General features: G+C 45.6%; 11 protein-coding genes. 5 read left to right on the top strand and 6 right to left on the bottom strand.

Annotated features, from left to right (window positions below):
* Nucleotides 1–37: 37 nt before the first annotated feature.
* Nucleotides 38–1,171, bottom strand: coding sequence for a maltose/maltodextrin ABC transporter ATP-binding protein MalK (gene malK, locus GT360_RS21070; protein WP_164650909.1), 1,134 nt, complete (start codon nucleotides 1,169–1,171; stop codon nucleotides 38–40).
* A gap of 756 nt (nucleotides 1,172–1,927) precedes the next feature.
* On the opposite strand from malK, the gene malE reads away from it, so the two are divergent.
* The 3 genes from malE (at nucleotide 1,928) to malG (ending at nucleotide 5,664) form a co-directional block, all read left to right on the top strand.
* A complete protein-coding gene (malE, locus tag GT360_RS21075) occupies nucleotides 1,928–3,109 on the top strand; it encodes a maltose/maltodextrin ABC transporter substrate-binding protein MalE (protein WP_164650911.1) in 1,182 nt (393 codons plus the stop codon).
* Between the two features lie 78 nt (nucleotides 3,110–3,187).
* The gene (gene malF / locus GT360_RS21080) at nucleotides 3,188–4,762 is read left to right on the top strand and encodes a maltose ABC transporter permease MalF (protein ID WP_164650913.1); all 1,575 of its coding nucleotides are present in this window, start codon (nucleotides 3,188–3,190) and stop codon (nucleotides 4,760–4,762) included.
* An 11-nt stretch (nucleotides 4,763–4,773) separates the two neighbouring features.
* Complete coding sequence (gene malG / locus GT360_RS21085; RefSeq protein ID WP_164650915.1) at nucleotides 4,774–5,664, top strand: maltose ABC transporter permease MalG; 891 nt, start codon at nucleotides 4,774–4,776, stop codon at nucleotides 5,662–5,664.
* A 360-nt stretch (nucleotides 5,665–6,024) separates the two neighbouring features.
* Here malG and GT360_RS21090 read toward each other — a convergent pair whose 3' ends face one another.
* Together GT360_RS21090 and GT360_RS21095 are read right to left on the bottom strand one after the other, a co-directional pair.
* The gene (locus tag GT360_RS21090) at nucleotides 6,025–6,264 is read right to left on the bottom strand and encodes a hypothetical protein (protein ID WP_394244464.1); all 240 of its coding nucleotides are present in this window, start codon (nucleotides 6,262–6,264) and stop codon (nucleotides 6,025–6,027) included.
* A gap of 198 nt (nucleotides 6,265–6,462) precedes the next feature.
* Nucleotides 6,463–6,915, bottom strand: coding sequence for a dCMP deaminase family protein (locus tag GT360_RS21095; RefSeq protein WP_164650917.1), 453 nt, complete (start codon nucleotides 6,913–6,915; stop codon nucleotides 6,463–6,465).
* Between the two features lie 310 nt (nucleotides 6,916–7,225).
* Here GT360_RS21095 and GT360_RS21100 point away from each other — a divergent pair, with 310 nt between their 5' ends.
* Entirely contained in the window at nucleotides 7,226–7,960 is a 735-nt protein-coding gene (locus tag GT360_RS21100; protein WP_164650918.1) for a MaoC family dehydratase, read from the top strand.
* Between the two features lie 66 nt (nucleotides 7,961–8,026).
* Here GT360_RS21100 and GT360_RS21105 read toward each other — a convergent pair whose 3' ends face one another.
* Nucleotides 8,027–8,851 (bottom strand): phosphate ABC transporter substrate-binding protein, encoded by an 825-nt coding sequence (locus GT360_RS21105; RefSeq protein WP_164650919.1) that lies wholly within the window; start codon nucleotides 8,849–8,851, stop codon nucleotides 8,027–8,029.
* A 265-nt stretch (nucleotides 8,852–9,116) separates the two neighbouring features.
* Between GT360_RS21105 and GT360_RS21110 the strand changes: the two genes are divergently transcribed.
* Nucleotides 9,117–9,473 (top strand): DUF3024 domain-containing protein, encoded by a 357-nt coding sequence (locus GT360_RS21110; protein ID WP_164650921.1) that lies wholly within the window; start codon nucleotides 9,117–9,119, stop codon nucleotides 9,471–9,473.
* Between the two features lie 41 nt (nucleotides 9,474–9,514).
* Here the strand turns inward: GT360_RS21110 and GT360_RS21115 are convergent, their stop codons facing one another.
* Nucleotides 9,515–10,108 carry a DUF6198 family protein gene (locus GT360_RS21115; protein WP_164650923.1) on the bottom strand — a complete coding sequence of 198 codons (594 nt, stop codon included), beginning with the start codon at nucleotides 10,106–10,108 and terminating at the stop codon, nucleotides 9,515–9,517.
* 211 nt (nucleotides 10,109–10,319) lie between these two features.
* Nucleotides 10,320–12,314 carry an exoribonuclease II gene (gene rnb / locus GT360_RS21120; RefSeq protein ID WP_164650925.1) on the bottom strand — a complete coding sequence of 665 codons (1,995 nt, stop codon included), beginning with the start codon at nucleotides 12,312–12,314 and terminating at the stop codon, nucleotides 10,320–10,322.
* Nucleotides 12,315–12,381 lie beyond the last annotated feature (67 nt).

Here is a 12,381-nt window from a genome sequence, read left to right on the forward strand (position 1 = left end):
GCTTTTGCTGGTCGTTTGTCTATTTATTGAACTTTGATTAAGCGACTTCTAGCTCTTCAAAGTTTACGCCACGCTCTTTGTAAAGGCGGCGACATGCACGGCCATCGCTATGGAATAGGTGACAGCGGTGTGCAGGAATACCGATGCTCAATGAATCGCCTACTTCAACTTCTAGAGTGTCTGGCTGGCGGAAGATAACATCTGAATCAGAGCCTTTTAGGTTTAGATAAGCTTGAGTTTCGTTACCTAGCTTCTCTACAATCATCACTGCGCCTTCGATCGTTGCATCGCCTTCACCTGCTTTTAGCAAGTGCTCTGGGCGAACACCCATAGACATACGCTCACCGCGAGTCACAGTCGTACCGTCAACAGGAATCCAGAAAGAAGTGCCGTTAGAAAGTTGAACTTTCACGCGCTCTTTTTCAGCTTCTTCAATGAATACACTCATGAAGTTCATTTTTGGAGAGCCGATGAAACCAGCAACGAAGCGGTTTTGCGGGTAGTGGTAAAGCTCTAGAGGACGACCAACTTGCGAAACGTAACCACCGTCAAGAACGACGATCTTGTCAGCCATTGTCATTGCTTCAACCTGATCGTGCGTTACGTAAATCATCGTACAGCCAAGCTTACGCTGAAGCTTCGTGATTTCAGAACGCATCTGTACACGCAGCGCCGCATCAAGGTTTGATAGAGGCTCATCGAGTAAGAAAAGATTCGGTTGAGAAACCAGAGTACGACCGATAGCAACACGTTGACGCTGACCACCTGAAAGTGCCTTAGGTTGACGCTCAAGTAGATGACTAAGTTGTAGAATTTCAGCGGCATGCTCAACACGCTTATCGATTTCAGCTTTGTCTGCTTTCGCAAGCTTTAGACCAAAAGACATGTTGTCGTAAAGGTTTAGGTGAGGGTATAGAGCGTAGGATTGGAATACCATGCCGACACCACGTTTTGATGGCTCAACATCGTTCATGCGCTCTTCGCCGATGTATAGGTCACCTGAAGTGATGTCTTCAAGACCTGCAATACAACGCAATAGCGTTGATTTACCACAACCTGATGGGCCAACGAAGACGACAAACTCGCCTTCTTTAATGTCTAAGTCAACATTCTTAGAAATCAGTACGTCGCCGTACGCTTTACATACGTTTTTTAACGTGACACTCGCCATCTTAGCTCGTCCTCGATCAATATTTTTATCATAGTTACTGCTTTAACTGTTTTAGCAACCAGGCAGTAAAAGTAGGAATTTTAGTAAGGTGTTATACCTAAGTAACCTCGAAAAGTGTGCGCCTTTCTACATTTCACTATATTGGATTGTACTAAGGTATCCATAGATATGAAGTTACTTGGGTATAATTTTTCGTAAGAACTTAAAGAAAAAGGGTGATGAACACATATGGGAAGTCCTGTGTTCCATCACCCACCAAAGCCAAAGGGCTAGTTTGCCTCCCCCGTATAGCGAAGACGTCTCCCCCGTAAGTAACAACTATTACCACGAACGTCTTTGCTATAACAGCAAACTAACTCGGCAATGCAAGCCAGTTACAAGCAACTGGAAAGGGTTCTTACCATCCACTCTTGGATAGCTGTAGTTTCCCGATTTCTGTCAAGAGTCACATCCTCCTAGGTAAACTTTTTGTAGGGGGAGTAGGAGGGGATGAGCAAGGAGGGGGATGAGGTGGCGTAGAGAGATCGAGTTCAAAAAAATTGTTGCCATACAGGTGAATCCGATCACATTTGATTGCAGTTTTGTGATCGCCGTCGCCAACGTCTAAGGATGTGGATCACGGATTTACGCCATACTACAAAGGGCGTAGAAACTAGGATGATGAGGTTATTGTCATTTTGCCAGATTATAGCTGAGGATTAGGCGAAACCTCTCTGTGGTCGAGCCCTACAACACAAGTATAAAAAGGATATGAACATGAAAAATGCCCTAAGCACAGTAGCACTAAGTACTCTTGTTGCTCTTGGCTCGTTTGGCGCAAATGCTGCTATCGAAGAAGGACAACTTACTATCTGGATCAACGGTGACAAAGGTTACAACGGTCTAGCAGAAGTTGGTAAGAAGTTTGAAGCAGAAACTGGTATTAAAGTCTCTGTTGCTCACCCTGATGGTCTAGAAAACCGTTTCCCACAAGTAGCAGCGACTGGTGATGGTCCTGATATCGTGTTCTGGGCGCACGACCGTTTTGGTGGTTACGCTGAAGCAGGTCTTCTAGCTGAAATCAAACCTTCTAAAGAAATCAAAGAAGGCATCGTTGACTTCGCATGGGATGCAGTAACGTTCGATGGTAAATTCATCGGTTACCCAGTAGCAGTAGAATCTCTATCTCTAATCTACAACAAAGACCTAGTGCCAAACCCACCTAAGAACTGGGAAGAAGTTGAAGCTCTAGACAAAGAACTTCAAAAAGATGGCAAGAAAGCGATCATGTGGAACCTAAAAGAACCGTACTTCACATGGCCACTAATGGCAGCTGACGGCGGTTACGCATTCAAATACACTTCAGCTGGCTACGATGTTAAAGACGCAGGTATCGCAAACCAAGGCGTTAAAGACTCTATGAACTTCGTTAAAGGTCTTGTAGACAAAGGCGTAATCTCTCCAGATATGGACTACTCAGTATCTGAAGCTGAATTCAGCCAAGGTAACGTAGCAATGACAATCAACGGCCCATGGTCTTGGGGTAACATCGAAACTGCTGGTGTTAACTACGGCGTAACTACGCTTCCTAAGTTCCAAGGTCAAGCTTCTAAGCCATTCGTTGGCGTTCTAACAGCGGGTATCAGCACTGCGTCTCCTAACAAAGACCTAGCGGTTGAGTTCCTAGAGAACTACCTACTAACTAACGATGGTCTACGCATGGTTAACGACGACAAGCCACTAGGTGCGGTTGCTCTTAACTCGTTCCAACGTGAACTTGACGCAGATGCACGTATCGCTGCGACAATGGACAACGCAATGAACGGTGAAATCATGCCAAACATCCCTCAGATGAACGCATTCTGGGGCAGCGCTAAGAGCGCAATCATCAACGTTGTTGATGGTCGTCAATCTGTAGATGCAGCACTTGCAGATGCAGAAGCACAAATGACTAAGTAAGTTCTACCTTTTTAAGGAGGGGGTAACCCCTCCTTCATTTTCTCTATTTTTTATTTTATTTCGCTAGCAGGTTTCTCTATGCAGTCAGTTCAAAGTACAGATGCTATGACATCTCCAGCAACGAGCATGCCGTCAAGTAAAACTGTCTTTATTAAGTGGGCATTACTCGGTTCCGTTGGTCTGGTTAATGGTTACGCGACGATTCTAATGTACTCGCGTGGTGAGTTGGCTTTTGCACTGCTGACCGTTATCTTAACGGCGCTTGCCCTTTACGTGTTTGGTAGTAAGAAAACATACGCACACCGCTACATTTACCCTGGTATTGCGGGGATGATTCTTTTCATCCTATTCCCTCTTGCTTACACCGTTGGTCTTGCCTTCACTAACTACAGTGCAAAGAACCAACTCTCTTTTGAGCGTGCGCAAAGCGTACTTCTCGACAGAACATTTCAAAGTGGTGACAGTTATTCGTTTAACCTTTACCACGTTGATGATGGCCATCAGATCGTTATTAACAAAGACGGTGAGCTGCTCGCTTCTCCAGTCTTTACAGAATCTGAATTGGCTGACCAAGACTTTGACCTAACGCCTGTATCGGCAGAGCAAGGTGAAAAAGCAGCGATTAAAGATATCATTGCACTGCGTTCGAAGCTGTCTGGTATCGACCTAATTTTCCCATCAGGTGACGCGGTCCGCATGAGTGGCTTGCGTAAGTTTGCTGCGGTTGAACCTCTATACACAGTTCAAGCAGACGGTGAGAGTCTACTTGATAACCGTACTGGCGATTTATTACGTCCAAACATGGAACTTGGTTTCTTCCAACCAGTCGACGAAAACGGTGAGTTCATTGGTAACACAGTGGCACCTGGCTTTATCGTTGGTATCGGTACACACAACTTTGAGCGTGTGTGGAAAGACGATGGTATCAAGCAACCTTTCATCAGCATCTTTATCTGGACAATGCTCTTCTCTGCGTTAAGTGTTGCTTTGACTATGATCATCGGTCTTGTCTTGGCAAGCGTTGTGCAGTGGGAAGCGCTAAAAGGTCGCGCAATCTACCGCGTACTTCTGATTCTTCCATACGCTGTACCCGCCTTTATCTCGATTCTAATCTTTAAAGGTCTCTTCAACCAAAGCTTTGGTGAAGTGAACATGGTGCTTGAGAACATCTTCGGTATTAGCCCAGCTTGGTTCTCTGACCCGTTCATGGCCAAACTGATGATTGTTATCGTGAACACGTGGCTAGGTTTCCCTTACATGATGATTCTATGTATGGGTCTACTAAAAGCGATTCCTGATGACCTATATGAAGCATCGGCTATCGATGGCTCGAACTTCATCTCGAACTTTACGACCATTACGTTGCCATTGATGATTAAACCGCTAACTCCGCTGCTAATTGCAAGTTTCGCGTTTAACTTCAACAACTTCGTACTAATTCAGCTTCTAACAGGTGGCGGTCCAAACATGATTGGTACGTCGGAACCTGCTGGCTACACTGACCTACTTGTAAACTACACGTACCGTATCGCATTCGAGGGTTCTGGTGGTCAAGACTTCGGTCTAGCAAGTGCAATCGCTACGCTTATCTTCCTACTTGTAGGTGCTCTAGCGTTGCTTAACCTACGCGTAACTAAAGTAGCTCAGGACTAAGGAGGCTCAAAATGGCAATGGTTCAAGGTAAATCACTTAAATACCGCGTTTGGGCTACTCACATTGCAATGTGGGCATTCCTATCGCTGATTATCTTCCCACTACTGATGATTATCGCTATCTCGTTCCGTGAGGGTAACTTCGCAACGGGTAGCCTAATCCCAGATAATCCATCATTGGAGCACTGGAAATTAGCTCTGGGCTTCTCGGTTGAGAAAGCAGACGGCACCATCGTACCGCCTCCATTCCCAGTACTAACTTGGTTATGGAACTCGATCAAAGTTGCGGGTATTTCATCTATCCTGATTGTATGTCTGTCTACCACTTCTGCGTACGCGTTTGCTCGTATGAAGTTCAAAGGCAAGAATACAATCCTAAAAGCGATGATGATCTTCCAAATGTTCCCAGCGGTACTGGCTCTGGTTGCACTGTACGCATTGTTTGACAAGCTAGGTCAATACATCCCATTCCTAGGTTTGAACACACACGGTGGTCTAATCTTCGCTTACTTGGGTGGTATTGCACTGCACGTATGGACAATCAAAGGTTACTTCGAAACGATTGATGGCTCGCTTGAAGAAGCGGCAGCACTAGATGGCGCGACACCATGGCAAGCATTCCGTTTGGTTCTACTGCCACTGTCAGTGCCAATACTAGCGGTTGTATTCATCCTGTCGTTCATCATGGTGGTGGGTGAAGTACCGGTAGCATCACTACTACTTTCTGATGTAAACTCGTACACACTAGCAGTTGGTATGCAGCAGTACCTGCACCCACAAAACTACCTATGGGGTGATTTTGCGGCGGCGGCAGTATTGTCAGCATTCCCGATTACTATCGTATTCTTACTTGCACAGCGTTGGCTGGTTGGTGGTCTAACCGCCGGCGGTGTTAAAGGATAATAACGATAAGGGCGACCGCAAGGTCGCCCAGTTGTTTTGACTGACTCTTCTCGGCTTATGTGGAATAGGGATGAGAAGAAACTTTGGTTTGGCCGCCGACATGTTAGTCAAATGCAACAGTTTGGTGTTACGCATAGCTGGCTGTCGAAGTATTCCTTACTATATGCGTGCTACGACAGTAAATTTGTAACGAAAGCCCGATGAACATTCGGGCTTTTTTTATGCCTGTTTCAAACAGCAGTCTAATGCGCTTTTGATTGTAAGATGATGTTTTTACTTAGTAAAAAGTAGATAGGTTGCATTGCGATAAGGTAAGTGGTTTTTATTGCAAGCTAAGAAAAGTGCACAAAAAAAGGAGACTTACATCTCCTTGTTTGATGGTGCACAGCCTAGGTGCTGCAACAGAATATAGAGACTCTCTTGATTGAGTGCGACACGCCTGAATAGGTCTGCAAACAGGTCATCTCCCCCAAAGCAAGTCTGAATATAGTGGTTAATTTCAGTTTCGTTATACCCCTCAACATACATGGTACGCACCCATTGATACTCAACAGATTGGAGGTTGCTTAGTGTCTGTTCGCTAAGAGTTGTATTCGCCAACGGTGACTCCGTATACATCATTACATCCGTTCAAACGGATTTATCTTAATATCTGAGGAATTAGAACAGAGTTAGATGAAACAAAGATGACAGTTATTGCGTGAGTGAATGTGTCGGCGAGGAAGTATGACTATTTGAGGGGTAAAAAAGCCCAAGCGAGAGCTTAGGCTAATATCGAATTCTAGACTTGGCTTAACGTTAGTCTTTAGGTGATAACTGGTCGATAGGTAACCAGTTCACTTTAACGCCTGCTTGCAAGAACATATCTTGGCTAACTTTGATTTTGTCTCCCCAGCGTGAGAGGAAATCTTCACTCTGTTCTGGGCAGTGTACAGCGGAAATACCTGTCTGAATGATCTTCGCTGCACAATTCGGGCAAGGGAAGTGAGTCACCCAAATTTCACAGCTGTCTAAGTCGCGTTTGGCAAAAAGAATCGCGTTCTCTTCTGCATGGAGCGTTTTAAGGTATTTCATGTCTCGATCGTCAGTATCAGCACTATCTGAGATACCATGCGGGTAACCATTGAAGCCGACCGATACGATACGGTTATTTTTGGTGATGACAGCGCCAACCTGTGTGGACGGGTCTTTACTCCAAGAGCCGACCAGCTCTGCCATCTGATAAAAGCGTTGTGCCCATTTCGTGATCATAGTGTGCCTTCGCGCAGTTTTTTACTGGAATACGGCACTTAATAGCCGGAATTTTAAGCAAATTCAAGGCTTTTCATACTTTGAAACTATTCTTTGGCTTTATATCAAGCAAGTGAAAACGACTATACTTACCGGTGTCGGTGTTTAGCGTATACCAATAAAATAGTGTTTTATTGGTAAGTCATTGAAAATTAAAGGTTAATTGGCGTTCGGTTTACACGTGTTCGCAACAAACCTTTTGCACCTGGCGGTTAACTGAGTAAAATTGTGGTCTGTCCAGTTTTCTGGCATGGATTTTTTCGAGGTTTTTATGAAAGTTGTAGACATCTTTAAACATCGCAGTGAAGCGGTCTCTAAATACCAAGAGGAGCTGATGCAAAAGGTTTCTCCGAGTGTTCGTGAATATTGGCAAGGAATCCGTCACAAGGCAAATAATCGCGCCTTCTTTACTTGGTTGAAGGAGGTGAATGATCAGGTGGTCAATGAGCCATCCATTGAGCCAATAGAAAAGAGAACTGAACAGGAACAAACAGAATCCGTTGAGGTTAAGCCTGCAGCTCCTGCTATCGAGATGAAGCCAGAAGCTGAACAGTTGTATCATGAGCTACAAGCACAGCTTGGTGAAGTGATGCATACGGGTGACTGGATTATGGTTGATCAGCAACGAATCAATCAATTTGGTGTAGTGACAGAGGACGAACAGTGGATCCATACCGATCCAGAGCGAGCAGAGCAAGAGTCTCCATTTAAGACGACAATTGCACACGGCTTTCTGACGCTCGCACTTTTACCTCGTCTTACCGATTCGGTTGACCCAGAAAGCAACCTGTTCCCCACCGCAAAAATGGTGGTGAATATTGGGCTGAACTCGGTTCGCTTCCCATACCCAGTAAAATCGGGCAATCAAGTTCGAGCGGTGAGTACCTTGACCAAAGTTACGCCAATCAAAAAAGGTTTGGAGATTGAGCGTGAAATCAAAGTGCAAATCGAAGGGGTACGACGCCCTGGTGCGGTAGTGACTTCGGTTATCCAGTTGCACTTTTAAACAGCCGCCATTCAGATACAACAACGCCGAGCATTTGCTCGGCGTTGTGCTTTTTAGAACGAAGCCTTACTTCTCGGATGGGAGCGGTGTATAGCCATACTCCTCGATCAGCACTTGTGCTTGGTTGCTTGTCAGAAACTTAAGAAATGCCTTAGCATCATTGGTCAGCTTTTCTGGGTTGTAAACCAACAAAAATGGACGCGATAAAGCGTACTGTCCTTTGGCAATGGTGTCATTGTCACCAACCACGCCTTCAAACGTCACTGCTTTGACTGAACGGTCAACAGAGCCTGTTGAAATAAAACCGATCGCCTGCTTGTTGTGATTAACTAACGTCTTAACCATGCTGTTGCTGTTCACCACCAGATTGTTTGGATTGATGTCAGAAACCGAGCGGTCATTAATCACTTTAGTCAGACCAATAAGGCTTTCAAAGCTATAGCGTGTGCCTGATGATGCTTCACGAGTGACGACCGCAATCGTTTGGTCTTGTCCACCTAGCTCTTTCCAGTTGGTAATTTGACCCTTGTAAATTTTGTACAGTTGTTCACGGGTGAGGTCATCGACTGGGTTTGCTGGGTTAACCACGACGGTCAAACCATCAAATGCGAGTTGAGCAACAGTATAGTTTTCGCTTTGCTCTCTCTCAGTGAGGTAACGTGAAGTCATCGCTACATCAATCACGCCTTTTTGCACCAGGGTTAAGCCTGCAGTTGAGCCAATTCCTTGTACGGCTATATAGGATTCAGGGTGGGTTTGGTTGTAGTCTTCAGCGAGCACATCCATGATGCGTGAAACGGAAGTAGAACCCGACACGTTTACTTCATTTGCCATGGTATGGCTTGCGAGCAAGCCGGTTGATAGCATCAAAGTCATTAAGACTCGAAACATAATTAACTCCGTTGTTTATCCATATAAGGGAAGCGTTGGTTACTATATTTCTTTCTTATGACATTTTTGTGAACTAGAAACGATAGCTGTCTGAATTTGAGGCATTTATTGACCTAGACCTTAACGTTGTTCAGGAAGACGTGGCAAGCTAGTTTGCAGGACTTGATGAAAGTTATATCAATAGTCACTACGTAGTCTAAAATTGGATAAAGATTAATCATCGCCAGAGGGTGGATGGTCAAAGAAGTTATCGCAGGGAGTCGATATGAGTTTGGTGAACTTGTTACAGAGGCAAGTAGAGACGCGGGCAAGCTCGGCCTGTCATAACCGCAACCGGAACTTGCCTGTAGACTTAGGTGTGTCTTGTTTTGAAACGATTCCAGATGGTGTCGAGTTCATTAAGAAACACTACTTGCTGGATTCAAAATACAGTGACTACTCTGTTGGTGTTGCGCGTATCACCTGGAACCATGACACGCGTTTGTGGGAGTTGCGCGTTCCCAATGAGCAATCTACTCAAGAGCTACTTAAGTGGATTTTATACCCCTATCTATCAAGCAGTAGCGATCTCACTGCCTTGATTCGAGAAGTCGAGAAAGACCCCAAGGACTACTTTTGGTAAGCATTATCCTTGGTCACTATGATTGCACGTCTTTGTGAGTGCTACGGCTGATATCTACCCGGTTTGTGGTTCATCGCTATGATGAGATTAGTAATGATGGCTGCGCCGATGGACAAACCAATGACCCATAGATTCATGATGAAAAACGACATGGCGACGATAGTACAATCGAGTGCCATTTGAACCTTGCCTGCTCGAATGTTGAAACGCTCTTGCAGAAATAGCGCTAAAATATTGAAGCCACCTAAGCTCATTTTATGGCGGAATATCACCAGCATCCCGACACCAATTAAACCGCCGCCAATCGCCGCACCATAGATCTCATTCACCACGGCAAAGTCTAATACGTGGTGTAGGTTGTCTACCATGAATGAAACTAGAGAGACGGCAATAAAAGTATTAAGCGTAAAGCGCCAACCCATTCGAGTAATGGATAGCCAGTAAAAGGGCAGGTTGATGGCAAAGAATATTTGACCAAAGGTGAAGTCAGAGACTTTCGTGATAAACAGCGCCAATCCGGCAGTGCCACCGGTTAAGAGTCCAACCTGATTAAAGAAGTGTACGCCAAGTGACACCAGCGCGCAGCCTAGCACTAAAGCAAAGAGGTTTTCCGTTAAAGAATGTTCAGTATCCATTTTGAGTGTTTCCAAATCCGTTTGTTCATAGGATAGTGATCGCGCTTTCATTGTCTATTCAGGCACAGAGATTGATGTCCCACAGGAGTGTAAAGCAATCTTTGCATCCAAGTTCACTCTTGGTGCAAAAGCTAACGAACAACCGACTCGAGCCCACAAAAAAAGCCAGACTTGAATGTCCGGCTTTGAAAGGTGCATGTTCGCGAGATATCTATGAAGCAGTTGCTTCTGGTGCTGGCTTGTCAGCAAATACTTCAGCAGGTTTTGCCACCAAGCTACGATTCTCTTGATTCACTTCAATCAGAGTCACTTTAAGCTGGTCACCAAGGCGGTATACCACCTCTTTGTCGATAGACAGTAGCCCTTGCTCACTGTCACAAGCCAAACGTTCTTTGTTATCCATGACAACGGAGCCAGGAATAAAGGCACCTGCGCCGTTTTCAAGGAGACGCACTCGCATGCCTGCGCGATTGATATCGAAGATCTCCGCTGTGAATACCGTTTGCTTGGTTGGCTCTTCAGTGAGTGTACGAGCATAGAGCCAATCACCCACCGTGCGTTCTGCAATATTGTGATGCTTGCGGTGTAGTGCTAGCTCTTCACCTACGGTTTCATCAGGGCGCTGCACTGGCTCTTTGTTGAGGATATGCGCTTTCAACATGCGGTGGTTAATCATGTCGCCATATTTACGAATCGGCGATGTCCAAGTCGCATAGACATCAAGACCCATCGCATAGTGAGGAAGCGGCGCGTTGCCCACTTCGCTGTACGCTTGCATCTTGCGGATACGGTTATCTAAGTACGAAGTCTCTTGTCCTGCTAACCAGCGACGAAGTTCTGCAAAGCCCTCTAGCGTGGCAATAGACTCTACGGTAAATGGCAGGGCTTGTTCTGGGTTAACGAGCTTAACCACATCTTCAAGCTTTTCAGTTTTGATGCCAGCATGAGTGTTGAATACGCCAGCGTTAAAGTGGTTTTGCAGCGTCTTACCAGCACAGATATTCGCAGTGATCATCGCTTCTTCAACGAGACGATTTGCGCTGCGGCGCATGTCGGCATGAATAGCCACAACATCATTATCTTCGCTAAGTTCAAAGCGGTAGTCTGGACGGTCGGGGAAAACAACCGCATTTTTCTCACGCCAATCAGCACGTGCAAGTGAAAAGTCATAAAGGTCACGTACAACCTGTGCAATCTCTTCGCTTGGTGACCATTTATCACTTGAGCCTGTTTCTAGCCAATCAGAAACGTGGTCATAGGCCAAACGAGCATGCGATTGAATGTTCGCAGCGAAGAACTGGATATCTTCGCCAATCACACCGTCTTTCGATACAGTCACGCTACAGCAAAGCGCTGGACGAAGTTCACCTTCAATCAAAGAGCAAAGCTCATCAGCGAGGTCGCGTGGCAACATAGGGATGTTGCGGCCTGGTAGGTAGATGGTATAGCCGCGCTCGCGTGCTACCTTATCCATCTCGTCATCTGGCGTGATGTAAGCGGTTGGATCTGCAATTGCAATCGTGAGTTCAAAGTCACCGTTGGCAGTTTTCTTCGCGTACAGGGCATCGTCCATATCTTTGGTTGATTCGCCGTCGATAGTCACGAAAGGCACTGCTGTCATATCGATGCGCTCAAGATCCGCATCGTCTTTGATTTCCCAATGTTCAATGCCCGCAGGCTCAGTCTTTGGAAGATCGTTTTGTGCCAGTGTTACCCACCATGGCGCAATTTTGTCATTGGCATCAGTGATTTTTTCTGAGATCTCAACAAAGAAATCGTTGTCGCCCTTGAGTGGGTGACGAATCAAGTGCGCAACAACCCAGTCGCCCTCGGCAAACTCATCTTGTTTAAGACCTTTACGAGTTTTGGCCTTCAGTGACAGCTTTTTCAGTTGTGGGTGATCTGGCACAACGTTGAGCTTACCTTTGAACAGTTTTACGCGACCGATGAAACGTTCGATACCTTGTTCCAGCAACTCCTGTGGCTCGGCCACTTCTTTCTCTTTTTCAGTGCGGATGATCGCACTCACTCTGTCACCATGCATACATTTTTTCATGTATGGTGGCGGAATGAAGAAGCTGGTTTTGTTGTCCACTTCTAGGAAGCCAAAGCCACGGTCGGTCGCTTTAATCGTGCCTTCCTTTTTTGGAAGTGTTTCTTGAATCTGCTGCTTGAGCTGGGCCAGTAATGGGTTGTCTTGGAACATGGTCTCTTTACAATAAATTGCGAAATCTCGGCACACTATAATGATTGAACGTGACAATATCTATACT

This window comes from Vibrio astriarenae, assembly GCF_010587385.1.
GTDB classification, from domain to species: domain Bacteria; phylum Pseudomonadota; class Gammaproteobacteria; order Enterobacterales; family Vibrionaceae; genus Vibrio; species Vibrio astriarenae.

What these genes read in the sequence shown, in the direction of transcription:
- malG (WP_164650915.1), top strand. Translation starts at nt 4,774, where the DNA reads ATGGCAATGGTTCAAGGTAAATCACTTAAATACCGCGTTTGGGCTACT.
- GT360_RS21095 (WP_164650917.1), bottom strand. Translation starts at nt 6,915, where the DNA reads ATGATCACGAAATGGGCACAACGCTTTTATCAGATGGCAGAGCTGGTC.
- GT360_RS21105 (WP_164650919.1), bottom strand. Translation starts at nt 8,851, where the DNA reads ATGTTTCGAGTCTTAATGACTTTGATGCTATCAACCGGCTTGCTCGCA.
- GT360_RS21115 (WP_164650923.1), bottom strand. Translation starts at nt 10,108, where the DNA reads ATGGATACTGAACATTCTTTAACGGAAAACCTCTTTGCTTTAGTGCTA.
- malK (WP_164650909.1), bottom strand. Translation starts at nt 1,171, where the DNA reads ATGGCGAGTGTCACGTTAAAAAACGTATGTAAAGCGTACGGCGACGTA.
- GT360_RS21110 (WP_164650921.1), top strand. Translation starts at nt 9,117, where the DNA reads ATGAGTTTGGTGAACTTGTTACAGAGGCAAGTAGAGACGCGGGCAAGC.
- malF (WP_164650913.1), top strand. Translation starts at nt 3,188, where the DNA reads ATGCAGTCAGTTCAAAGTACAGATGCTATGACATCTCCAGCAACGAGC.
- rnb (WP_164650925.1), bottom strand. Translation starts at nt 12,314, where the DNA reads ATGTTCCAAGACAACCCATTACTGGCCCAGCTCAAGCAGCAGATTCAA.
- GT360_RS21100 (WP_164650918.1), top strand. Translation starts at nt 7,226, where the DNA reads ATGAAAGTTGTAGACATCTTTAAACATCGCAGTGAAGCGGTCTCTAAA.
- malE (WP_164650911.1), top strand. Translation starts at nt 1,928, where the DNA reads ATGAAAAATGCCCTAAGCACAGTAGCACTAAGTACTCTTGTTGCTCTT.